Source organism: Prochlorococcus sp. MIT 1201 (assembly GCF_047303415.1).
GTDB lineage: Bacteria > Cyanobacteriota > Cyanobacteriia > PCC-6307 > Cyanobiaceae > Prochlorococcus > Prochlorococcus marinus_D.
Window position 1 is genome coordinate 163151 of the sequence record NZ_CP138947.1, and the last position, 22202, is coordinate 185352.

Annotated in this window: 22 protein-coding genes; 8 read left to right on the plus strand and 14 right to left on the minus strand. The window is 52.4% G+C overall.

Features of this window, described 5'->3' with window-relative positions; translation table 11 throughout:
* Positions 1–92 precede the first annotated feature (92 nt).
* Entirely contained in the window at positions 93–884 is a 792-nt protein-coding gene (locus SIB41_RS00605; RefSeq protein ID WP_413359628.1) for a metallophosphoesterase family protein, read from the plus strand.
* A gap of 505 nt (positions 885–1389) precedes the next feature.
* On the opposite strand, the gene SIB41_RS00610 is transcribed toward SIB41_RS00605, so the two are convergent.
* From SIB41_RS00610 to SIB41_RS00620, 3 genes are all read right to left on the minus strand, one after another.
* Positions 1390–1998, minus strand: a complete 609-nt coding sequence (locus tag SIB41_RS00610) for a pentapeptide repeat-containing protein (RefSeq protein WP_413359631.1) — start codon at positions 1996–1998, stop codon at positions 1390–1392.
* A gap of 668 nt (positions 1999–2666) precedes the next feature.
* Complete coding sequence (locus SIB41_RS00615; protein WP_413359634.1) at positions 2667–4052, minus strand: sodium/glutamate symporter; 1386 nt, start codon at positions 4050–4052, stop codon at positions 2667–2669.
* Between the two features lie 173 nt (positions 4053–4225).
* Positions 4226–4564 (minus strand): CopG family transcriptional regulator, encoded by a 339-nt coding sequence (locus SIB41_RS00620; RefSeq protein ID WP_413359637.1) that lies wholly within the window; start codon positions 4562–4564, stop codon positions 4226–4228.
* A 288-nt stretch (positions 4565–4852) separates the two neighbouring features.
* Here SIB41_RS00620 and SIB41_RS00625 point away from each other — a divergent pair, with 288 nt between their 5' ends.
* Positions 4853–5806, plus strand: a complete 954-nt coding sequence (locus SIB41_RS00625; protein WP_011130918.1) for an NAD(P)/FAD-dependent oxidoreductase — start codon at positions 4853–4855, stop codon at positions 5804–5806.
* 232 nt (positions 5807–6038) lie between these two features.
* Here SIB41_RS00625 and thyX read toward each other — a convergent pair whose 3' ends face one another.
* Positions 6039–6671, minus strand: coding sequence for an FAD-dependent thymidylate synthase (gene thyX, locus SIB41_RS00630; protein ID WP_413361288.1), 633 nt, complete (start codon positions 6669–6671; stop codon positions 6039–6041).
* A 911-nt stretch (positions 6672–7582) separates the two neighbouring features.
* On the minus strand, positions 7583–8032 hold the full coding sequence (locus SIB41_RS00635; protein WP_413359640.1) for a hypothetical protein: 450 nt from the start codon (positions 8030–8032) through the stop codon (positions 7583–7585).
* A 134-nt stretch (positions 8033–8166) separates the two neighbouring features.
* Here SIB41_RS00635 and SIB41_RS00640 point away from each other — a divergent pair, with 134 nt between their 5' ends.
* Genes SIB41_RS00640 through SIB41_RS00650 form a run of 3 tightly spaced genes read left to right on the plus strand, consistent with a single transcriptional unit; the run spans position 8167 to position 12624 of the window.
* A complete protein-coding gene (locus SIB41_RS00640) occupies positions 8167–9126 on the plus strand; it encodes a DnaJ C-terminal domain-containing protein (protein ID WP_413359643.1) in 960 nt (319 codons plus the stop codon).
* A gap of 38 nt (positions 9127–9164) precedes the next feature.
* Complete coding sequence (hemB, locus tag SIB41_RS00645; protein WP_063419495.1) at positions 9165–10166, plus strand: porphobilinogen synthase; 1002 nt, start codon at positions 9165–9167, stop codon at positions 10164–10166.
* Between the two features lie 40 nt (positions 10167–10206).
* On the plus strand, positions 10207–12624 hold the full coding sequence (locus tag SIB41_RS00650) for an endonuclease MutS2 (RefSeq protein WP_413361290.1): 2418 nt from the start codon (positions 10207–10209) through the stop codon (positions 12622–12624).
* Here SIB41_RS00650 and SIB41_RS00655 read toward each other — a convergent pair.
* Complete coding sequence (locus tag SIB41_RS00655) at positions 12621–13868, minus strand: ABC transporter ATP-binding protein (protein WP_413359647.1); 1248 nt, start codon at positions 13866–13868, stop codon at positions 12621–12623. The genes SIB41_RS00650 and SIB41_RS00655 overlap by 4 nt on opposite strands.
* Positions 13869–13928: 60 nt before the next feature.
* Here SIB41_RS00655 and cgtA point away from each other — a divergent pair, with 60 nt between their 5' ends.
* Positions 13929–14918 carry an Obg family GTPase CgtA gene (cgtA, locus tag SIB41_RS00660; protein ID WP_413359649.1) on the plus strand — a complete coding sequence of 330 codons (990 nt, stop codon included), beginning with the start codon at positions 13929–13931 and terminating at the stop codon, positions 14916–14918.
* Between the two features lie 81 nt (positions 14919–14999).
* Entirely contained in the window at positions 15000–15182 is a 183-nt protein-coding gene (locus SIB41_RS00665; RefSeq protein WP_011130910.1) for a hypothetical protein, read from the plus strand.
* A gap of 100 nt (positions 15183–15282) precedes the next feature.
* On the opposite strand, the gene SIB41_RS00670 is transcribed toward SIB41_RS00665, so the two are convergent.
* From SIB41_RS00670 to SIB41_RS00690, 5 genes are all read right to left on the minus strand, one after another.
* Entirely contained in the window at positions 15283–15501 is a 219-nt protein-coding gene (locus SIB41_RS00670; protein ID WP_011130909.1) for a CP12 domain-containing protein, read from the minus strand.
* A gap of 26 nt (positions 15502–15527) precedes the next feature.
* Positions 15528–15812, minus strand: a complete 285-nt coding sequence (locus SIB41_RS00675; protein ID WP_413359652.1) for a hypothetical protein — start codon at positions 15810–15812, stop codon at positions 15528–15530.
* Between the two features lie 349 nt (positions 15813–16161).
* Complete coding sequence (locus tag SIB41_RS00680) at positions 16162–18120, minus strand: ABC-F family ATP-binding cassette domain-containing protein (protein ID WP_413359655.1); 1959 nt, start codon at positions 18118–18120, stop codon at positions 16162–16164.
* Positions 18117–18791, minus strand: a complete 675-nt coding sequence (locus tag SIB41_RS00685) for a DUF2301 domain-containing membrane protein (RefSeq protein WP_413359658.1) — start codon at positions 18789–18791, stop codon at positions 18117–18119. The genes SIB41_RS00680 and SIB41_RS00685 overlap by 4 nt, the downstream gene beginning before the upstream one ends.
* On the minus strand, positions 18788–19780 hold the full coding sequence (locus tag SIB41_RS00690) for a glutathione S-transferase C-terminal domain-containing protein (RefSeq protein ID WP_413359660.1): 993 nt from the start codon (positions 19778–19780) through the stop codon (positions 18788–18790). Before SIB41_RS00690 ends, SIB41_RS00685 begins: the two co-directional genes overlap by 4 nt.
* A gap of 55 nt (positions 19781–19835) precedes the next feature.
* Here SIB41_RS00690 and SIB41_RS00695 point away from each other — a divergent pair, with 55 nt between their 5' ends.
* Positions 19836–20750: an aspartoacylase gene (locus SIB41_RS00695; protein WP_413361292.1), complete on the plus strand. Its 915-nt coding sequence runs from the start codon at positions 19836–19838 to the stop codon at positions 20748–20750.
* Here the strand turns inward: SIB41_RS00695 and SIB41_RS00700 are convergent.
* From SIB41_RS00700 to SIB41_RS00710, 3 genes are all read right to left on the minus strand, one after another.
* Positions 20747–21121, minus strand: coding sequence for a hypothetical protein (locus SIB41_RS00700; RefSeq protein ID WP_413359662.1), 375 nt, complete (start codon positions 21119–21121; stop codon positions 20747–20749). The two genes, SIB41_RS00695 and SIB41_RS00700, sit on opposite strands and share 4 nt — an antisense overlap.
* A gap of 70 nt (positions 21122–21191) precedes the next feature.
* Positions 21192–21578, minus strand: coding sequence for a hypothetical protein (locus tag SIB41_RS00705; protein ID WP_413359664.1), 387 nt, complete (start codon positions 21576–21578; stop codon positions 21192–21194).
* A gap of 81 nt (positions 21579–21659) precedes the next feature.
* Complete coding sequence (locus SIB41_RS00710; RefSeq protein WP_063434808.1) at positions 21660–22001, minus strand: hypothetical protein; 342 nt, start codon at positions 21999–22001, stop codon at positions 21660–21662.
* Positions 22002–22202: the final 201 nt, after the last annotated feature.

The following is a 22202-nucleotide window of genomic DNA, read 5'->3' on the forward strand; positions in this document are numbered from 1 at the left end:
GTAGGCAGAAACCAGCTTCTGGTTTTTCTCATGCTTGAACAAGGGAGATAGCCTCCATGACAAAACCACTGCGAAGATCCGCTCCACAATAAATGCGCTTAGTACAGCTTAGTGATCCTCATCTTGTTGCCTTTAATCAACGATTGGTGCGAGGTCAAAATCCTCTGTTGAATTTTCAGTGTGCATTGCAACATGGAGCCTCTCATTCCCCGGATCTGCTTTTGATTACTGGTGATCTTTGCCATGACGAAACCTGGTGTGGGTATGTTTTATTGCGTCAAGAATTGCAGAATCTTTCTCCATCAATAAAGGTTGCTGTTCTTCCTGGCAACCATGACAACCCTTTGTTCATCAAGGCGGCTCTTGGACGCCATGCCTTTACAGCCCCAGCAGATTTGAATGTGGATGGTGTACGTCTCATTCTTCTTAGTAGCCATGTCTCAGGTCGAACAGCAGGTCAACTTGGTGAATCACAACTGCAATGGCTCGATGCGCGCTTATCAGATTTTCAAGAATCTGGCAGGCCATTAGTGGTGGCGGTGCATCATCCACCTTTGCCGATTGGCTCTTCCTGGTTGGATGCCATTGGTCTAGTGGATGGTGAGGCGTTGATCAAGCTACTCACTCCTGTAGACGAGTTATGCGCTGTGGTATGTGGTCATATCCATCAGCACTGGCAAGGGGGATTGCCTGGGCGTAAAGATGTGTTGGTGCTTGGCTGCCCTTCCACTCTTTGCAGTTTTAAGGCTGTACAACCATGCCTTCTGGGTCGAGAAGATGAACCTGGTGGGCGTTTGATTGAGTTGGATGAAAGGGGCAACTTTTTTGAAAAGCTCCTACGATGGTCATATCCCGATCTTGACCAGGTTGATGTGGGTCGATAACCAGAGCAGAATCGATGCCCTTATGTTGTGAGTCCTAATATATCTTTCTAAGACATCAACTAATTCTTCACTCACAATACAGTTATTACTACAGAGATTAAGGCTGTTATCTATTGATAAATGCGCGAATTCAATCGATCCTGCTTTGGCAGCGTGTAGACATAATTATAGATCGATTGATACAAGAGAAGATGTTGTCCACTCATCTATTAATGCTGCCCTCTATCAATGAATAATTGCTGTCTGAGGTGGTCTTTGGTTTGCGATAGTAATGCAGAATCTTAGAGGCAAAATCTCTTCATGAACATGGAAGATGTAGGTCAAGCTAGTATTGCCTCTCAGGCTTGACCAACCTCATTATTAGCTCTCTATTTGATACATGTCTTGCCTAGTCACCACTTATTCTTGATGAATAGAAGGTAAGCTATCATTTTGTCTTAAGTCTTTTCCAGTTAGCACGCTTGAGGGCTACTTGTTTTGATTATTGATTGTTCCAATCATCCATCTATTTGCCGGCCGGAATAACCCGTTCTGAGATTCCAGAGCAATCAAGGCTGGTATATGTATCTACGCCAGTTTTTGAATTCTTGCCTGTAGCTCTTGCGCAGAGAGCTTTCTGTTCTTGCCTGTCAAGCAAGGCGTTAGTGAAGTCAGCCCCATCAATTAAAGCACCGGCGAATTCACTCTTCCTTAGATTCGCGTTGCGTAGGATGCTTTCTGAAAGGTCGGCATTGTCAAAACGAGTGGCGTAAGCCAATACATCCTCTAAGTTTGTACCGTGGAGATTGGCATTCTTCAGAGTCGTTATACTGAATGTTGATCCACGTAGATCAGCCTCGCTTAAATCATAGCCGGCAAGATCATACTTTACAAATTCCGCTGTTAAGGGTTTGCCATCCTCAACTGTGTCGAGAAATGGATACTTTTTGCTGAGAGCATCTAGGTTCTTCCTAGTCTCTAACATCGATGGATCAGCTCCACCCTGATCGTTTTCCAACATGCTTGGATAAGTGGCATCAGCAGCCAACGGCAGGATCAGGTAAAGACAAGCGGCAATTGGGATGAGTATCCCCAGTAGTAGAGATCGCAGAACTGAAGACTGAATCTTCTGCATTGGCTTGCATCGTAGAACTATCTGTCGTCTATTAATATCTCATTGGAGTTAAATAATGGCTGTATTCAAGTTGCCAGCCTAACGTAATATTTCTACGGTTTAAGGTGACTCTTGCTACTTATCGCGGCTGGTCTAGTTACTGCTTGTTGTGTGATTTGATAAGTGTTTTTTTATTGCCATTTCTTTCTCCCCTTGAAGCTAAAATGTTTTTCTGGCCAGTGAATGGCCATTGGTTCTTTTTTATGCATTGCAAGAAAATATGATTACTTTATTTTCATGAAAAGTCATTTTATTGGAAAGTTAATTCTCCAAGGCTCTCTCGGATCGCATTTGATTGCTTTAGGTAATTCCAGAATCATGATTATTTTATTCTCAAGTTCCATCTTTAATAGTTGGCAGTAATGCTCCTTGCGGTTGTCAATTCATTATTCTGAAGATATGACTTCTCTGGGTTGGAGGCATTTGCGATATTATTCAATCTCGGCCTTTCCTTAGGCGTTAGTCTACGTCTTTATGTCGATGGCCTTGTGAATTGTTGCGTGAGTTCTTCCTTGGCAACGATAAACCTCTAATCCATTGCATTTCATTTTCTGCCCCATGGAGGTATAGAAATTAGCAGCTTTCGTCAAAATATTGGTAGCAAATGTCGATTGGTCTGTCATTGCTATTCACGCAGCTTCTGTTGATTCTGATGATGAGGTGATGTTGATGATTGCCGCTAATCCAATACATATAACAGTGAGAAAGCCGCAAAGTTCTGTCCAGCCAAGTAGTCCCCATCGAGTTACTGCTAGAGGGGCTACAACGGTGATCACCCCACCAGAGAGAATTGGTTGCAGGATCAATTGTTTGATCGAAAACACAGGTAAGGCTTTTGTCAGGTTGCGGGGATCGGCCAGTCGTAGCAGCAAAAGGCCACTCGCAGCTACTCCAGTGGCCTGTCCGAACTCGGTGATCGAGCGCTCGAACCATTCCTCGCGCAGTGTGAACCTGGCCACAAAGAGCATGATCAATAGATTCCAGGCCAGCCCTGTCACAGACAACACAGTTAGCGGAAGCCAGTCGTGTTGCAGCAGCGGCAGATTCAGGCTTGCCATTGCGGTGGTGATCAGCAGGTCGGTGGCCAGGATGCCGATTTCACGTTGCAATAACTGTGATACCCATTGAGTTTTGCCTGAGACTTCCAGGGCGAGTCGGATCAGTAGTGAACCCCCTAGTGCAAGAGGAAAGACTGGGAAGACGTGAATGACTTGCCGGTAGAACTCCCCCAGCCAAGGGCCCAATAATCGCAGGCCTTCGAGCATCAACACGCCGCAAGCCACAGCGGCTCCAGCAAGGCCAAGATTGACGGCCAGCAGGCGAAGTTGTTGGCCAAAACTCGTTTCTTCTTCAACAGCTCCTGTGTCTCCGATTTCTGTGGGGCTATGGGGGGCAACCCATCCACGCCAACGGCCGAAAATCACCAGGACACTGCCCAGAAGGGTTGATGTGAGCAGGCCCACTGTTGCCATTGCCAGGCCAAGATCTTGGCCACCAGCGAAGCCGAGTTCGCGAAAGCTTTCACCCATAACGGCCGCTGCCCCATGGCCGCCCTCAAAACCCACTTCAATCAGGCAGCCCATGAGCGGATCAACCCCCAACAGGGGAATCAACACCAGTAGGACCGCTAGTCCCCCCACGAGGTATTGACCAAAACCGAGCATCATTCCCAGCATGGCCTGGGATGCCACAGGCTCCCATAAGCCTTGACCTTTCGGGAGGGGGCGCCCGAGCATCAAGGTGGCGAAGACCAGGGTAAGCAACGCTGTTGGGACTTCAGTCCAGATGTCCGTTACGCTCAGTGGCAGCAGGGGTAGGGGGCCATAGGGCCCCAGCAGCAGGCCTGCTGTGCCGGCCAACAGGGCAATAGGCAGGCCTAGTCGCTCCAGTCGCAGGGCAGGCTCGAGCCTTCGCCCCAAGCTCAGCAACAAAGCCAGCACAGTCAGCAGAATTAGGGCCAGCCACAAATTGGTTGGCTGGGTGGCATGGAGCAGGCTTTGCAAGCCGTTAACCATGGGAGCCGTCTAGTGGCTTTAGATCAAAGCAGCGGTTCAGATGGTGTTTTGTGTTCCGGAGAACTTCGATATGTATTGCGCCATCGTGAAAGCCATGACTGTCGTATGCCAAGGGTTTTAATTTCAGCGCTCCTTTTTGGCTTGCATGGCTGGAACTGAGAGCTTGTGCCTGCTCAGGCTTGAGTGTTGTGTCGCTTTTGTATGAGTGGATTGGCGGCGAGTGCTTCATTGCGGGGAGCCATTGGTGTTGCTGTACTTGTTTCTGCTGGGCTAGTTCTTGATGCTGAATCCCCGCTGTTGGCTGAGGCGTTTGCAGTGAGTGGCTTGTCTTCTTTTAACCAACCAGGGTCAGGTAGAGCACTATGCAGGGCGCCCTGCAGTAGATGTCCGATGGCCATGCTCCTGTCTATAGCGTAAACATCGCAATAGTCATCGAGGCAACCCAAGACCTCCTCCTGAAGTGAGATCTCAATTCGCGTAGCTGTGTGACGATCGTTGGGTGGAGTGCTCATCAGTTGTCATCTCGGTGTGTTTATGCCGATTTTCATCGACCAAGCTGGGGAAATGAGTAAGGGGAGGGTATCGCGAAGCGCTTGAGGGTCTATCGACTTGCAAGCTCCCAATCCAGTGATGGGGTATCGCATTGCCCAAAGAAAAGGCATTTCTTTTAAGACAGATCACCTGTTGAACTCAGTAGGGTTGGGGTGGCTTTTGGGATTGTTGTCAGAACGGCGCATCCTGATCTGAAGCTGATGAGCTGTTCAGAGCAGCTTTGACACCCTGCTGGAGACCTTTGCCCCTTGGAAACAATCGAAGCCGATGTGGTGATCGTGGGTGGTGGCCCAGCTGGTTGCAGCTGCGCGCTTTACACATCGCGTGCCGATTTGAAGACAGTCATCCTTGATAAGAATCCTGATGTAGGCGCCTTGGCTATCACTCATCAGATCGCTAATTATCCGGGCGTTTCCAGTGAGATGAGTGGTGAAGCGCTGCTGGCTTTGATGCGTGAGCAGGCCGTTTCTTTCGGCAGCGATTATCGCCGTGCCCAGGTTTTTGGTGTGGACGTAAATGGTGAGTGGAAAACGGTGTATACCCCTGAAGGGACTTTTAAGGCAAGGGCGCTGGTTGTAGCGACTGGCGCTTTGGGGCGCCCAGCATCATTTAAGGGAGAGGCAGAGTACCTTGGCCGTGGCGTGAGCTATTGCGCTACCTGTGATGGTGCTTTCTATAAAGGACGTGAGGTAGCTGTTGTTGGGGCAAACAAAGAGGCTGTTGAGGAAGGACAGGTGCTGACCAAGTTCGCCTCGAGAGTGCATTGGCTTACCACGAGTGACCCCAAGGAAGATGACGCGCACGCGCAAGCGTTGATGACTCAGCCCAATGTTCAACACTGGAGTCGCACAAGATTGATGTTGATCGAGGGAGATGATGCTGGCGTGACTGGCATCAAGTTGAAAAATCGGACTCAGGAGACAGAGCAGGACTTGGCCGTTGAAGGTGTGTTTGTTTACATGAGTGGCTCTAAGCCAATCACTGATTTCTTAGGTGATCAGGTGGCTTTTAAAGAGGATGGTGGCGTTGTGGTCGATGACTTCATGGCCACAACAGTGGACGGGGTATGGGCTATTGGTGATATTCGGAACACCCCGTTTAAGCAGGCAGTAGTGGCCGCATCAGACGGTTGTATTGCAGCAATGGCGATCGATCGCTTCCTGAATAGCCGCAAGGGGATTCGTGTTGATTGGGTGCATTAGTGAGAACGCACCTTTGAGCAGGCCTTGCCTTGCGGATCTTTTCTGCATGGCTGATGATTTGTTCGATCAGGAAATTGACTTTAGAGCTTGAAGAATGAGTTTTTGTGTAGAGTAAGATGAATTAGCAGTCATCTTTAAGGCGATTAATTTAATTGATTTGCATGCTAGCTAAATATTAAATTAGAACCCTGGCAATTCTGGTAATATCAATCCTGGCTTTAATATTTTCTTTTCAAGGCCACATTGCATTGCATACGCAAGGCATCTCTTTTGTGAGTATTCCTCGGCACTTGATAGCAACGTCTTGGTGTTCTTTTTGGGTGCCATGTGCGGAGCGCAGATCGATATAATGAAGCCAAGATCTAACGCTCCCTGCCATATAGATTTTCGTGGGAGTTGCTAGTGGGAGAACTTCTCTTGCGCATTCTTTCGCGACACCAGCTGCAAGCATCTCTTGGTATAGGTCGCGACTTTGTTCAAACAATAAGTTCGCTTTTGAACTCAGTTTTGATACTGTCTCTTGATCAAGATCGTCGATGCTACTTTGCCTGTTTTTTATGTCTTGCCTGCGTAGTGAAGGCGGCTTAGCAAAGGCCATTGTTGAGACATCAGCATAGCGCTGACTAAATTCTTGAAAAGAGAAGCTTCGATGTCTGAGGATTTGCGCTGCTATTGCTCGGGTCGTTCCTATTTCCATCACTATATGGGCCATCTCGAAGGGACTCCAGTGACGATGTTTAATCAGATAGCGGATAAGCCGTTCGCTATCAGGATTGTCTTGATTTTGAGGATTTGAGACTCTCGCACAGTAAGCAATGATTTCTTCTGCCTTGGGCGTTACGGAGATTAAGGATACGCTGTTCATGAATCTGATGATTGGGAGATTGAATAGTTTGGGTTTGTGATTGGCTGTTTTTGGGGATGATGTTGATTGTTGAGCCTTATCTTTCGACTGAGAGCGAAATGGTTGTGCATCCAGCAGGATCATTCTTTGCACGACTTCGGTATTCGTGAGAATGCTTGAGGCGGCTTGACTGGATTGATCCCTGAGTCTTGAACTGCACTGCCATACAAAGATTTAGCAAATTTATTGGGTTGATGAGACCTGATCGAGGAAGTGTTAACAGCTTGCTGAGTTTACCTTATTCTTTCCATTTGAATTTTGTTAGCAGTTGCAGAGAACTTTGCTGTAAAATAAATTCCTTGAAACGGAGCCAAGGCCAGTTGATATCTCAGCCGATAAGTGTTCGTCAGTGAAGCAAGTGATGAACTTAATGAGTCTTCTCGTGAATGATTTAAAAGTGTTGTTGTATTTGCCTTGAGTTGATGTTTTGCATTTATAGTTTCGGCTCTGTTAAGACCTCTTCAAGGGCTTCTCTTTTGCCCATTAAACTTTTGCTGGCAACAATAAATGGCTGAATTGTTTGGGCAAGTGTGACTTGATGGTGTAGCCATTGAATCGCTTATCTCTTGGTTGGTAGATTTAAGCAAGTGACTGAAAAATAGTTCATCTGCGGTAGTGTTGCCTCTTCTTTAGGAAAAGGCGATTGCTTTAGTGATGTTGGCTTGCTCTTTTGTGGAGTTCTCGTTGTTGCATCGCTACGGATGTCTAGGCTTATGCAGGTGATTGTTTGCAGATAATTCTCTGGAATCAAAGTGAAGTTGTCTCATGATTTGTGATTGACTTCCAATATTAAGCTTAAGCTTGATTGGTGCTCATTTAATTGAGATTTTTTCAGGCTATTCCTTTGTTCGTTGGTGTCAAGAATATGTTCATTATTTAGGGCTGGTAGGCATCTTGGCCCAGATTGCTAACTCCTCGATCGATTGCACCCCTTCACGTCGCTGGCCGTCTTCAAGAATCCAGGTGGGATAGGCCTGAATCTCGGCTTTTACGCAGGCTGCTGATTGTTCAGGCAGCTGTTTCGGTTTGCCACATTCCACATAGTTCAGCATCGTGCTCGCCTGCTGGCCGAACAGGTTTTTTTGGAAGAAACAAGCTGGACAGCTCCAGGAGCCGTAGAACACGGCTCCGATGGTGTTGAGATGACGGACCAAGGTCAGTTGTTCGCTGGTTGATGTTTTGAGAGGTTCTCCTAGGGTGTCAGCGCCATCGCCTGCTCGGGTTTTGGCAGTTTGCAGTGAGAGACTCAGCCCCATTGCTGTGAGTAGGGACAGCCCTAACTTCAGGCCATGGTTGCCTTTGAGGATTTGTGGCCGAACCATGGAAGCTGAAGAGTGGGGTTTGGCAAACTTAAGCACTATCAAATCGTTCGGGCTTCCCTCCATGGAGCAAGGCGCAGGGTTACGGCGAAACTGGGAAACTGAACAGATGTAGGGCCTCGGGCCAAATCAACGCCATGGCCGGCAGCGGCTACCGGGATTATTTCAAGGTTCTCGGAGTTGAGCGCAACGCCGATAGCGATGACATCAAGCGAGCATTCCGCAAGCTGGCGCGCCAGTACCACCCTGATGTGAATCCAGGTGATTCTACTGCTGAGGCGAAGTTCAAGGAGGTGAGTGAGGCATATGAGGTGCTTTCCGATCCGGATAAACGCAGTAAATATGAGCAGTTTGGCCGCTATTGGAATCAGGCCAGTGGCATGGGTGGCGGAGGTCCTGCCGGTGCTGGTTTTGAAGTTGACTTTGGTCGTTATGGCAATTTTGACGATTTCATTAATGACCTTTTGGGCCGTTTTGGTGGGCCTCAAGCTGCTGCTGGTTTTGGCGCTGGTTTCCCTGGTGGCGCAGGCTTCCCTAGAGGGAGCTCTCGTGCTCCGGTGAATCTTGATGCCGAAGCCACCTTGAAGGTGAGTTTTGCTGAAGCGTTTCGCGGTACCGAACGCACCCTTTCTGTTAATGAAGAACGAGTGCAGGTGCGCATTCCGCAGGGCATTAAACCTGGTTCGCGCTTACGCCTCAAGGGGAAGGGCAATCTTCAACCTGGTACTGGCCGGCGGGGTGATCTTTTCCTCAATATTGATGTACAAACCCATCCCTTATGGCGGTTGGATGGTGATCAGCTGAGGGCCGATTTGCCCGTTGCTCTCGATGAGTTGGCACTAGGGGGTACGGCGACTGTGATGACTCCTGATGGGGAAGCTCAGGTGACCATTCCTGCAGGAACCTCGCCAGGCCGCAGTCTGCGGCTTAAAGGCAAAGGTTGGCCTTCGCCTGGGGGGCGTGGTGATTTGCTCTTGACCCTCAACCTCAAGTTACCGTCTGAATGGTCTGCCGATGAGCTGGAGTTGTTGAAACGGTTGCAGCAGTCTCGCAGTACTGACCCCCGTCAGGCGTGGCTTCAGATGGCTCCACTCTGAGGCGAGACTTACGCTCACGAGATTGTTATGCGGTTTTGATGGATCTCACTTATCGCCCTCGTCGGCTGCGTCGTACCCCTGCCCTGCGTTCCATGGTGCGGGAGCACAGCCTCACTGCTGCTGACTTTATCTATCCCTTGTTTGTCCATGAGGGAGCTGGTGTTGAGCCGATCGGTGCCATGCCAGGAACCAATCGCTGGAGCCTCGATCGCTTAATGGCAGAAGTTCAACGGGCCTGGGGGCTGGGCATTCGTTGTGTGGTGCTTTTCCCGAAAGTTGCTGAGGGCCTCAAAACTGAAGATGGGGCGGAATGTTTCAATGAGCATGGGTTGATTCCGCGGGCCATCACGCAGCTCAAGCATGAGCTGCCGGACATGACAGTGATGACCGATGTGGCTTTGGATCCCTATTCCTGTGATGGTCATGACGGCATCGTGAGCGCCGAGGGTGTGGTGCTTAACGACGAGACGATTGAACAACTCTGTCGACAGGCGGTGGTTCAGGCTCGTGCTGGTGCTGACCTGATTGGACCCAGCGACATGATGGATGGCCGCGTCGGCGCCATCCGTGAAGCTCTTGACGACGAGGGTTTTGAGCATGTGGGGATCATCAGCTATACAGCGAAATACTCTTCGGCGTACTACGGCCCGTTTCGCGAGGCGCTTGATTCAGCCCCGCGCGTGGCTGGTGGCAAGCCAATCCCTAAAGACAAGAGTACTTATCAAATGGATCCAGCCAATGCTCGTGAGGCCATTACTGAGGCTCAACTCGATGAGCAGGAAGGTGCAGACATTCTCATGGTGAAGCCTGGCCTGGCCTATCTCGACATCATTCATCGTTTAAGCGAAGAATCGGAGTTACCCATCGCTGCTTACAACGTGAGTGGCGAGTATTCGATGGTGAAGGCTGCTGCGGAAAGGGGTTGGCTTGATGAGCGGGCGGTGGTTCTAGAAACCTTGTTGAGTTTCAAGCGAGCTGGTGCCGATTTGATCCTCACCTACCACGCTTGTGATGCAGCCGCTTGGCTACGGCAGGGATGATTGGCTGCTTTCAAGTTCAGTGGGGCGCGACAGCGTTGAAATGAGCGCTGTAGTCATGAGCTCTGAGGTCTCGACTGCTTCGCTTGCCTTTCAGGACACACTCAAGCAGCTTGAATGGCCACGCTTATGTGAACACCTCGCTGGATTTGCCAGCACCTTGCAGGGCCGGCGTCATTGCCAGACTTTGTCGCTGCCTGCCGATTTGTCTGCTAGCCGTTTGCGCTTGGCAGAAACTCTTGAGATCGGTGCTTTGGATGGTCTGATTGATGGAGGCCTCAGCTTTCAGGGTGTCCATGACCTTGGCCATATCCTGGCTCGCTGTACAAAAGGTGGTGTGGCTTCTGGGGAAGAGCTTTTAGCTGTTGCCGACACCCTTGCAGCCGCGCGCCGCTTGCGCCGCCAGATTAATGATCCAGAGCTTCGTCCCACGATCTCGGCACTGTTGCTGGATGTCGCAACGATGCCCGAGCTGGAACGGCGACTCAAATTTGCATTGGAAGAGGGTGGTCGGGTGGCTGATCGCGTCAGCTCCAAGCTCGCTGGCTTGCGACGACAGTGGCAAGGTTTGCGTCAGGAACGTCGCGATTGCCTACAGGAGGTGATCAGGCGTCATGCGGCCATGCTGCAGGACACTGTGATCGCAGATCGCCATGGCCGGCCAGTGCTAGCGGTGAAAGCCGCCGCAGTGTCTCAACTCCCCGGCCTGGTCCACGACAGCTCAGCATCTGGCAGCACAGTCTTTGTTGAGCCTCAGGTTGTGATCACCCTGAGTAATCGTCTTGCTGAATTGGATGGTCGTATCCGAGAGCAGCAGCAGCTCGTCTTGGCGGAGTTGAGTGCGGCGGTGGCTGAGGCCGGCGTATCGATCGGGCGCCTGGCAGAGGTTCTGCTTCAACTCGACTTGGCTCTGGCTCGTGGCCGTTATGGTCAATGGCTTGGTGGGGTCCCCCCTACGTTGCATGCCGAGGCTGCAGCTCCTTTTATCCTTCAGGAGCTGCGACATCCCTTGCTCGTTTGGCAGCATCGCCGTGACCATGGGGAAGCTGTGGTGCCGATCAGCGTTGAGGTCTCCTCCACCCTGAAAGTGGTCGCGATTACAGGACCCAACACCGGTGGAAAGACTGTCACGCTTAAGAGTGTTGGCCTGGCCTTGCTGATGGCTCGGGCGGGTCTCTTGTTGCCTTGCACAGGGAGTCCATCAATGCCTTGGTGTGCTCAGGTGCTTGCTGATATCGGTGATGAACAGTCACTACAACAGAATCTCTCCACTTTTAGTGGCCATGTGAAGCGCATTGGCTGCATTCTTGAAGCCTTGAACGAGGGGCCTGGTCCAGCTTTGGTGCTTCTTGATGAGGTCGGGGCGGGTACTGATCCCAGTGAAGGGACGGCCCTGGCCACAGCCCTGCTGCGCACGCTTGCCGACCGGGCTCGCCTGACCATCGCGACAACTCATTTCGGCAAACTCAAGGCCCTCAAATATGGCGATTCTCGCTTTGAAAACGCTTCTGTGGCCTTTGATGGCGAGACGATGTTGCCCACCTATCGACTGCAATGGGGAATCCCTGGTCGCAGTAATGCCCTCAGTATCGCGATGCGGCTTGGCCTAGACGGCGCAGTGATTGCTCAGGCCCAAGAGCTGCTGGGACCTTGTGGTGATGGAGAGGTGAATGAGGTGATCCGTGGTCTTGAAGAGCAACGCAGCCTTCAACAGGCAGCTGCTGAAGATGCCGCGGCTCTGCTGGCACGCACGGAATTGCTGCATGAGGAACTTCTCAGTCGCTGGCAGAAGCAGCGCAAGCAGTCTGCAGCTTTACAGGAACAAGGCCGCCAGAAGCTGGAGAGCTCCATTCGAGAGGGGCAGAAGGAAGTCCGTCAGTTGATTCGCCGGTTGCGCGAGGGTCGTGCCGATGGTGAGTCCGCACGACGTGCAGGTCAGCGTTTGCGTCGCATTCAGGCTGACCATCGGATTCAGCCTCAACGCAAACAGCACATGGGCTGGCGTCCTGAGGTGGGAGAGCGCATTCGGCTGTTGGCCCTTCGCAAGGCGGCAGAAGTGATTGCTATCTCTGAAGATGGCAAACAACTCACGGTGCGTTGTGGAGTCATGCGCAGCACTGTGGAGCTGTCAGGGGTGGAAAGCCTTGATGGCCTGAAGCCAAGTCCTCCAGAGTTGGTGGTGAAGGTGAAGGTCCGTTCAGGGCTGGGCCGTGGCGCGGAGGTACGCACCACCCGCAACACCGTGGATGTTCGCGGACTGCGGGTGCATGAAGCCGAGGTTGCCGTTGAGGAGCACTTGCGCAGTAGCACTGGTCCGATATGGGTCATTCATGGCATCGGCAGCGGCAAACTCAAGCGAGGGCTACGCCAGTGGCTTGAGACCGTTCCTTATGTGGAACGCGTCAACGATGCCGATCAGGGTGATGGTGGAGCCGGTTGCAGTGTGATTTGGCTGCATTAGCCCAGAATGGGCAAGTGGAGTTTGCGGTCGTTTGGGTCTTGTTCAGTGTTGTCTTGAGCTGTCATTGCGATGGCTTCCCCGTCGGCACCAAACAGTCGCCAGCCTCGAGGATCTGGCTCTAGATGCAGGTTGCTTCCAGCGCTGAGCGAGAGCTCGGGCGAGGCTCTCACTTGAACGAGATGGTTCCCGTCAACAAGTTTGCAGGTGATCAGTTGTTCATTTCCTAAGACTTCCAGATGACTCACGATTGCCGCGAGATTGCGATTGGTGGAAGGAGCGACGCGCAAATGCTCCGGTCGAAGACCAGCGCTGAGCGGTTGCCCCTCTTCCAGATGCAGCAGCGCTTCGGCCATTGGTCCTTCAACCGCTAGGCGACGATCACCTAGTAGGAGCGTATTGGCTGGGCCAACAAATACTGGCAGTACGTTCATGGGCGGACTGCCGATGAACTGCGCAACAAAAAGGTTTGATGGCCATTGATAGAGCTCGATTGGCGTGCCTAATTGCTGTAGTTGCCCTTGATTCAGTACCGCAATCCGATGACCCATCGTCATCGCCTCGACTTGGTCGTGGGTGACGTAGATGGTGGTGGTGCCAAGTTGACGCTGGAGGTCAACGATTTGAGTGCGCGTGCTGTTGCGCAGTTTTGCGTCCAAGTTGCTGAGTGGTTCGTCCATCAGGAATACAGACGGCTCTCTCGCCATTGCCCGGCCGAGAGCAACACGTTGTTTTTGACCGCCAGAGAGTTCTTTGGGTTGGCGATTGAGCAGTTGCTGAAGCTCCAGGGCTTCAGCAACTTCCCTTGTCCGGCGCTCGATTCGCTGCTCTCGGATAGATGAAACCTGCAGAAGTGGAGGAAAGTTGCGGGTCTTGCGATGGAGTTGGTCTTGCAGGAGTTGGCCTAGAGATCGCTGCTGGCTGCGCCGTAGGCCGAAGACCAGGTTGTCTCGCACACTTAAATGGGGATAAAGCGCGTAGCTCTGGAACACCATCGCCACGTCCCTTTGGGCAGGTCGTAGCTGCGAGACAGGTTGTTTGCCTACGTAGATCTCGCCGCTTGTAGGGGCTTCGAGGCCCGCGAGCAGCCTTAGTAGTGTGCTTTTGCCACAGCCGGAGGGGCCAACAAGCACAAGGAATTCACCATCGTTGATTTGTAGATTCAGTTGACGAATGACCTCAACAGAGGGTTCATTCCGCCTGCCTGGGTAGCTCTTGTTGAGAGCCTTGAAGCGAACGCCGGCCACTCACAGTTCCCCGATCAAGCTGATCCTAGGGTTGGAGCTTGGCCAAGCTGGGCGCCTGCAGTGCAGTTCATAGATCAGGCACGTATCACCGTTAGAGCCGGGCGCGGTGGCGATGGGATCATGGCTTTTAGGCGGGAGAAGTATGTGCCGGCTGGCGGTCCCTCTGGTGGGGATGGCGGTAATGGCGGCAACGTCGTTCTGGAAGCGGATGGCAACCTTCAGACCCTGCTGGATTTTAAGTACAAGAGACTTTTCCCAGCGCCTGATGGTCGGCGGGGTGGTCCGAATCGCTGTACCGGCGCTTCAGGTAAAGACTTGATCATCAAGGTGCCATGTGGCACTGAAGTGCGTCATCTCTCCACGGGCATCCTTCTGGGTGACCTCACTCGATCTGAAGATCTACTTGTGGTGGCTTTTGGAGGGCGTGGAGGGCTTGGTAATGCCCATTACCTCAGTAATCGAAACCGTGCTCCTGAGAAATTCACGGAAGGGCGCGATGGGGAGGAATGGTTCCTTCAATTGGAACTCAAGTTATTAGCAGAGGTGGGGATCATTGGTTTGCCGAATGCAGGCAAGAGCACTTTGATTTCTGTGCTTTCGGCAGCCCGGCCCAAGATTGCTGATTATCCCTTCACCACATTGGTGCCTAATCTCGGTGTGGTGCGTCGACCCAGCGGAGATGGCACAGTTTTCGCTGATATCCCTGGTCTGATTGCCGGTGCAGCACAAGGAGCAGGCCTAGGGCATGATTTCCTTCGCCACATCGAACGCACCAGGCTGTTGATTCATGTGTTGGATGGTGGCGCAGAAGATCCAGTTGAAGACTTGCTGGTGGTTGAAAAGGAGCTGGTTGCTTATGGCCATGACTTGGTTGAAAGGCCACGGCTGCTGGTGCTCAATAAACAGGAGTTATTGGATGAACAGCATCAAGATCAGCTGGTTGATGCCCTTCAGGCAGCGAGTGGTCGAAGCTTGATTTTGATTTCTGCGGCCATGGGTCTAGGCCTTGAGGGGCTGTTGGCGAAGGTATGGAAGGAACTTGGCGTCTGAGGTTTTCAGGTCTGCCAGACCATATCCAGACTTGTGTGTTCGCGGGTCATTGGTCATAACTGGAGTGAAACCATTGATGTCATGACCTTTTACAGCTGCTTTGATCAGCAGGGCAAGGAGATTGCCCGTTGCCAGACCCATCAGGAGATTGAGGCTCTGCGGCGGATGGGACGTCCCATTGCTGAAGTTCGAGAAATGAGGAATGAGGAAGCGGTTGTCTGCTCACTCACCAGTAGTCCGTCTGACTTCAATGAGGATGTTTGAACTGGATCAAGATGTTGATCCTCGCTCAGTTCGTTAACAAAAAAGCGGGCTTATGCCCGCTTTAGATCATTCTGAGCCCAGTTTTCTTTTGGGGATCAACTCAGTCGTCGTAGACGCGACACTCGGGCTCATCTGGATTGGCATCGCAGAACAATTCCAGGGCATTGGGGTCGTGTTTATCTTCTGGATGGTGATCCTTGTATTCCTCAAGGGAATGGATTTCGTCGGTGAGATGGCGCACCTTGGCGTCGTTGCCTTGGGCTTTGGCGTCTTGGATCTCAGATTGATCCTTCTGAATGTGCTCGTCGATGGTTTTCATAGGGTCTTGGCCTGCGCCGGCCTCTATCACTGCCACAACATAAGCACTTTGATCGGTTGCGCCATGGGGGGAGGCCAGACTTGGTTTCCGTTACAACACCATTGCCAAGGCTTTTCACCATTGGCTCCTAGCTGATTAGGCAGATTGAGGCTGATGGCATGGTACGGATCAGAGACCGGCAGGATCGCCATTTCATCGATCAGCTGGAAAGGATGTTCTGGATGAACGGGCCAGAAACGTTTTGCGAGCTTTCTGCAAAGAGGCAAAAGCGCAGTGGCCTCAGCTTCGCGGATGTATTGGAGTGGAAGCAATGCGTTTCTTCTGGCTTTCTCAGTCAACGCTTTGGGTCCATTTGAAGCTTGCGAGGCTTCCAATCAAAACCATGTGGATTGGTCGCAAGATCTATATCTGAGACAGATTGGGGAACTGATGGCCCAGCATTGTTCTGTAGATGATTGCCGCCCAACTGCCATGAATTTGGCAGAGGTTGAAGGATACGGGTCAAACTTGTTTTCTGGATCAGTGCCTTAGAGATGCCTCCCTCTGATCAATAGACGGCAACCAGTTGTCAATGTTGTGATACTCCGACTAAATCAGTCTTGTTCGCAAGGACATAAGATGATGCAGAATTGCGCTAGAATCATCGACGTTGGCGCCGTCTTATGCAGTCAGTTCGCTGAGTTCGAGCCAGCGCTCTTCAGCTCTGTGCAATGTTTCGACTAGCTCGGCTAATTGTTGACTAAGCAGAGTTAAATCTTCGTCGCCACCGGACAAAGCAGCCTCAAGGTTAGAACGCTTGGCTTCAAGCAGTGGGATGTCAATGTTTAGCGCTTCTAGTTCACGTGATTCCTTGAAGCTTCTACGTCTTGGCTTGCTGTTTTCTGTGGCTTGGGATGAAGGGCTTTCTGCCGCTTGAGAGAATCTTGTGGATATTCTAGATGGGCCAGAATCCTTTAAAAATCTGCTTGATTTGAGCTCATTTGCTTCGTTTAGCTCTCGCTCTTGTCGTCGTTGCTGTTCAAGAAAGGCGCTGTAATTGCCCTCAAAACGTTTCAATTTTCCATTCTCAAAGTTGAAAAGACGATCAACTGTGCGATCGAGGAAATAGCGGTCATGAGAGACCACGACAACGCAGCCGCGGAAATCCTCAAGGAAATCTTCCAGCACGCTTAGTGTCTGGACATCTAGGTCGTTGGTGGGTTCATCAAGTAGCAGCACATTCGGTGCTTGGATCAGCATCCGGCAGAGTGTGAGTCGGCGTCGTTCTCCCCCAGAGAGCTTCCTCAGCGGGCTGTGTTGCTGAGCCGGTGGAAATAGGAAGCGTTCCAGGAGTTGAGAGGCCGTGATTTGCTCTTTTCCCAGAATGATTTGAGAGGCAGCTTCTTCGACAAAATCGATCACTTTGCGATCTAGGCCCTTGCCTTTGGTGATGTCCTCGGTGTGCTGGTCGAGATATCCCAGGTGCACTGTTTCACCTAATCGCAGTGTTCCACCGTTGGGTTGGCGTCTGCCGGCGATTAAATCAAGCAATGTGGATTTGCCACTGCCATTGGGGCCGATGATGCCAACGCGGTCTTCTGGACTAAAGCTGTAGGTGAAGTTGTCTAGAAGCAGAGGACTGTCGGGCTTGCCATTGGCCGTGACTTGCAGGGCTTCCGCCTCAATCACTAGCTTGCCGATGCGCCTGCTTACGTTCGCCATCTTCAAGGAACCCCGCAGTTGCGGCAACGGTTCTGCGCGCATCTCCTCAATTCGCTGCAGGCGTGCCTTCTGCTTGGTACTGCGTGCTTTGGGACCCTGTCGCAACCAGGCCAGCTCTCGTCTTAAAACCCCTTTAAATTTCTGAGCAGTGGAGGCTTCTGAAGCTTCAAGTTCGGCCTTTTGTTGTAGAAAAGTGCTGTAGTTGCCGGCATAGGTATGGGCTTTGCCTCGGTCTACTTCCACCATGCGGCGTGTCACCCGATCGAGCACGTAGCGATCGTGGGTGACAAGCACCAAAGCGCCTGGAAAGCGATCGAGCCAACTTTGTAGCCACTCCACTGCTGCCGCATCGAGATGGTTGGTGGGCTCATCGAGCAGCAAAACGTCGGGTCTGGCGACCAAGGCGGAGGCAAGAGCGACACGCTTGCGATACCCACCAGAGAGTTCTTCAACCGGCCGCTCTAGATCGGTGATACCAAGACGTTGAAGGACCTCTTGACATTGCTGTTCCAAGCTCCAGGCTTGGGCGTCATCCATCCGCTGGCTGACTTGTCCTAACTCAGCCAAAAGCGTTGCATCGTTGGGGTTGCGGGCCATCGAATTGCTGAGCTCGTTGAAACGCAGCAGCAGCTCTCTCTTTTCACCGCACCCGGCCAAGACTTCTTGCAGCACCGTATGGCCAGGGTTTACAGCGCTCTCCTGTCCCACGAGCTCTACCCGTAATCGCGCTGAGCACCTCCTTTCACCCTCTCCTAGGGGTTCCTCTCCGGCGAGCACCTTCAGTAGCGTCGATTTCCCGGCTCCATTCGGTCCGATCAGCCCTAGACGCTCTCCTTCGTTGATGTGCAGGGTGAGGTCGGCAAACAGGGTGTTGATGCCGAAGTCTTTCGAGGCCTCTATCAGGCTGATCAGGCTCACAGAGCTTCGTTAGCTTGCGGATTGCTCAGGTAAGCAAACACACTCTTGTCACCGACGTCAGCAGCGGCGTCCATGCCGAACTTTCGCAGGGCTAACACCAGCAGCAGTAGAGCGGCAGAGCCCAGTAATCCCATCACGATTGAGCCACTCATTAACCCGCTGAGATGACCCAATAGGGCTATTGGGATGAGCAGGGTGAGACCAATTGCCTCTGGTCGGCCGAAGCAGAAGAATTCTTTGAATCCAACCCCAGTGAGTGCTGCAAATAAAGGGCCGATCGCCCAGATCCAAGCAGGCTCTGCGGTCACCGTTGAGAGCATCGTGTCAGTACCGACACTCCATGCCATCACGACGGCACCTAGGCAGCCCAAGGCCCATAACAACTTCAGTGTCTGGTGTAGCGGGCGGAGGTAGATGTGAATCCAATTAAGAGCTAAGCCCAGACCGATTGACATCGGTAGTAGCCATAGCCATGCCCATGTTGGCCCAATCATCAGCCACTGTCCCAGCCCTGCTGTGAAGGCCACACCGCAGAGCAGTAAAGCAAGGCGGTAGCGCTGCACTTCCAATTCGTCAGTTCTGGTGATCCTGTAGCGGCCATAAACACCCTCAAACTCCTTTTCTGCCATAGCGGCGATGTCTGAATTCAAGGATTGTGTGTTGTTGGTCATCGCTGATCAGGGGCTGATGCATTTACCAGTTTGGCCAGATCAGGACCGGCCGGAACAATATTGCTCGGATGTAGGGGAAAGAGTGCGCCGAAATAGTCCTCACGCCAGGCCTGTGAATCACAGGTTTTGGCTACACCTGGGAGGGCCAGAAGCTTTTGGCGCCAATGCCAGAGATGAGGGAACGCCCAAAGGGGCTTTTGACTGCAGCCAAACAGTGGTGCATAGACCATCTCCCAGCGGATCAAGGTCGGGAACAGCCTCACGTCAGCCAGGGTGAGTTGGTCTCCACAAAGCCATGGACCCTTATTGGAGAGGCTGCGGTCCACTTGCGTAAGGGTGTCGAATAGCTCGTTACAGGCCTTGTCGTAAGCCGCTTGGTTGCGTGCAAAACCACATCGATAGACTCCATCGTTGACAGCGGGCTGAAGAAGCTTTTGCCAGCCATTGATCTCACCTTGAAGATGGGAGGGGGCTAGGTCGGGAGCATCTTTAGCCGCCGGCCAAAGGTTCAAAACTTCCACGAGTTGGGCACTTTCGTTACCGAGTAGCTGCGGTGATTGGGATGTCATCGTGCCTGGATCGACCAGGGCAGGAACAGTGGCGCGATGGCTGGGTGGGGAGCCACAGCGTTGGTAAAGGGCAAGTAGAGAATTGCAGCCCAACCAGGCTGGATCTAATTGCCAACGGCCGGCCTTGTGGTCGGCGCGTGCCAGGTGCAGGGTGAGGCTGCTCTGAAGGTTGCGCAGTTGAAGCACCAGCCAGGTGCGATGTGCCCAAGGGCAGCTGCGCCCAATGATCAGGCGTGGGTATTGGTCTGCTGATCTGTTGCTCAGCTCTTGCTCTGCGGGCAATGTTGCTTGCTGATGCTGGCTGGGGGGGCGCCGATAATTCCCCTTGGCATCTGCTGGAGCAAGACCGTTCATTAATTGAATCCATTGCCAGTGCCAGCCCATGCGTGCTGCGGCAACGATTGCGGGGGGGATCGACATGGTTGTTCCCTTTGCAGCCATTTTCGGTCAGGCTGAGGATTGCGATCGAATCTTGATGTCTGGCCTTCAGGTGCTTCTGGTGGCGGGTACTCATGGCAATGAAATCAACGCTCCCTGGCTTCTCGATCAATGGTCTAAGACCCCTGAGTTGATCAACACCCATGGTGTTGGTGTGGTGCCGGTGATCGGTAATCCAGATGCTCTTGCGTTGGGCCGGCGTTATTTGGATTGCGATCTCAACCGCAGCTTTCGGCTCGACTTGCTCAGATCTCCCAGCATCTTGGATCGAGAGGTTGTTCGCGCCAAGCAGCTGCTTAGTTTTTTTGGCCCAGAGGGATCAACCCCTTGCCAGATCGTTATTGATTTGCACAGCACCACTTCAGCAATGGGAAGCACTCTTGTGGTTTATGGCCGACGGCCGGTTGACCTGGCTTTAGCAGCATTGATTCAGGCTCGCTTGGGTTTGCCTATCTATCTGCATGATGGGGATGATGACCAGCAGGGGTTTATGGTGGAGCGCTGGCCCTGTGGCTTAGTGATTGAAATCGGTCCTGTTCCCCAGGGCCTGTTAAAGGCCTGCATTATTGAACAGACACGACTTGCTGTTCAGGCCTGTCTCGAGGCTCTGAGCAGCGTTGCATCTGGATCGCCGACCTACCCAGATCAGTTTGTGGCGCACTCTCATCTTGGGAGTCTGGACCTGCCCCGTGATGCCTTGGGTCAGCCTGCTGCATGTGTGCATCCATCTCTTCAGGGCCGTGATTGGCAGCCTCTGCATATGGGCGCCCCCTTGTTTCTCTGGCCAGATGGAGAGGTGTTCAGATTTGAAGGTCGAGATTCTCCTATCCCCGTTTTTATCAACGAGGCGGCCTACGTTGAAAAGCAGATCGCCATGAGCCTGACCTGTCGAGAGGTCTGCCCCCTGCCTGAGCAATGGCAAGGGGCCCTACAGCAGTTAGTCGACTGTTAACGAGGGGGGCCGTTGTAGATGATCTGATTGACAGACTTTCCGTCGGGGGCAATTTGAATGACGGTTTCTGTGGTCGGTTCATTGCCATCTTCCGACCAGCCTGGGGCCCCACCTAAGAAGCTATAGGTGTAGCCATTGATGGTGTTTCTGATCAGGCAATCGTTACCGCCATTGCTCGTGGCAAACATGCAAGGCGCCGGTTGGTAAGCCGAAAGACCGCCGTTTTCTTTGACCGCTGTGCCACGGGCCAGGTTGAGGGCGCGGATCTGGGAGGAAGGAAGCTGGTCTTGGGCGTGGGTCGGTGTCGCTAGATCTGCGAAGCAGGCAGTTCCACTAAGGGCTATGACGAGTGAGATTGTGCGAAGAGACATCGCTTTGCCGAAGGCTCAACCCATCTAATAGCAAGAACGCGTTGCTTGATCTGCTCAAAACCGAAGGTTTTTATGGTTGGCGAGGGTGACGCAATGGGCCGTTGTAGGGGACGGAGAGGATGCGATCACCATCACGAGAGATGATCACCTCGGTTTCAAGGGTTGGCTCTGCTGGGATGAGCTGTTGCCAACCTGGAGCCCCCCCTCGGAATTGAAATCGGAATCCTTCATTGGTGGTTGAGGTAAGACATTCTTCGGCTCCGGTGACATACATGCACTGATCGGCTCGATAGGCATCCAGGCCGCCATTGTGCAATTCGGCGCGCATTCGCGCCAGGTTTGCGGCTCTTGGTTGGGCTAGAGGCAGGTTGTTCTGTGCATGGGATAGGCCAGATGACCCGACGACTATCACGGCAGTTGCAAGAGGGGCAGCAGCCCTTAAGCGGGAGGGAAACATCTCATCATCTTTATGTTGTTTCCTAAACCCATCAAAGGTTTATCAGTGTTGGTTTAGAGGTGTGATCGCTTGTGCCTGAAATCAGCCACATGCCCATTGAATCCGCGTCGATTGTTCTTTCGTGCAAAGGAGGTCGCTGTCACTGCCGTCGGCCCAGTAAACCCTTAGGCGGCCATCAGTTGATTCCATGCGAAAGGTGAGTGACTTGACCGGCCCGGCGGGGGTCTTGCTGTTGGTGTCGGTAGCGGAGGGGGTCTTTTGCCCTAGTCGATGCTCGAGCTGATCGAGCCTGAGTTCAAGACGATTGATCGCTTCAGCTTGGCTTTTCGTCCATGAGGGCTGATTTTTTCGACATCCTGTGATGGCCATTAGTCCAGCCACCATCATGAGGGTCGAAAAAAGAGCAGGCGCAATTCTCGGCATGCAATTAGGAGTTGTAAACCACTACTAGTGGGTTCAGCTTGCCTGCGCCAGGCTTTGGCTCCAGTTGTTGAGCTCAGCTTGAGCCTCAAGCCTGTTGCGTCGAGGATGCAGCATGGAGAGTTGGTGCAATCCCTTTAAGGCGACGCCTTGCCTGTTTGCCAGCGGATCAGAGCCAAGAGCTGCTGCAGGGATCCATGGCCA

Excerpts from the sequence above, each read along its gene's own strand:
- SIB41_RS00605 (WP_413359628.1), top strand. The coding sequence starts at position 93 with ATGCGCTTAGTACAGCTTAGTGATCCTCATCTTGTTGCCTTTAATCAA.
- SIB41_RS00610 (WP_413359631.1), bottom strand. The coding sequence starts at position 1,998 with ATGCAGAAGATTCAGTCTTCAGTTCTGCGATCTCTACTACTGGGGATA.
- SIB41_RS00615 (WP_413359634.1), bottom strand. The coding sequence starts at position 4,052 with ATGGTTAACGGCTTGCAAAGCCTGCTCCATGCCACCCAGCCAACCAAT.
- SIB41_RS00620 (WP_413359637.1), bottom strand. The coding sequence starts at position 4,564 with ATGAGCACTCCACCCAACGATCGTCACACAGCTACGCGAATTGAGATC.
- thyX (WP_413361288.1), bottom strand. The coding sequence starts at position 6,671 with ATGAACAGCGTATCCTTAATCTCCGTAACGCCCAAGGCAGAAGAAATC.
- SIB41_RS00635 (WP_413359640.1), bottom strand. The coding sequence starts at position 8,032 with ATGGTTCGGCCACAAATCCTCAAAGGCAACCATGGCCTGAAGTTAGGG.
- SIB41_RS00640 (WP_413359643.1), top strand. The coding sequence starts at position 8,167 with ATGGCCGGCAGCGGCTACCGGGATTATTTCAAGGTTCTCGGAGTTGAG.
- hemB (WP_063419495.1), top strand. The coding sequence starts at position 9,165 with ATGGATCTCACTTATCGCCCTCGTCGGCTGCGTCGTACCCCTGCCCTG.
- SIB41_RS00650 (WP_413361290.1), top strand. The coding sequence starts at position 10,207 with ATGAGCGCTGTAGTCATGAGCTCTGAGGTCTCGACTGCTTCGCTTGCC.
- SIB41_RS00665 (WP_011130910.1), top strand. The coding sequence starts at position 15,000 with ATGACCTTTTACAGCTGCTTTGATCAGCAGGGCAAGGAGATTGCCCGT.
- SIB41_RS00670 (WP_011130909.1), bottom strand. The coding sequence starts at position 15,501 with ATGAAAACCATCGACGAGCACATTCAGAAGGATCAATCTGAGATCCAA.
- SIB41_RS00685 (WP_413359658.1), bottom strand. The coding sequence starts at position 18,791 with ATGACCAACAACACACAATCCTTGAATTCAGACATCGCCGCTATGGCA.
- SIB41_RS00690 (WP_413359660.1), bottom strand. The coding sequence starts at position 19,780 with ATGTCGATCCCCCCCGCAATCGTTGCCGCAGCACGCATGGGCTGGCAC.
- SIB41_RS00695 (WP_413361292.1), top strand. The coding sequence starts at position 19,836 with ATGTCTGGCCTTCAGGTGCTTCTGGTGGCGGGTACTCATGGCAATGAA.
- SIB41_RS00700 (WP_413359662.1), bottom strand. The coding sequence starts at position 21,121 with ATGTCTCTTCGCACAATCTCACTCGTCATAGCCCTTAGTGGAACTGCC.
- SIB41_RS00705 (WP_413359664.1), bottom strand. The coding sequence starts at position 21,578 with ATGTTTCCCTCCCGCTTAAGGGCTGCTGCCCCTCTTGCAACTGCCGTG.
- SIB41_RS00710 (WP_063434808.1), bottom strand. The coding sequence starts at position 22,001 with ATGCCGAGAATTGCGCCTGCTCTTTTTTCGACCCTCATGATGGTGGCT.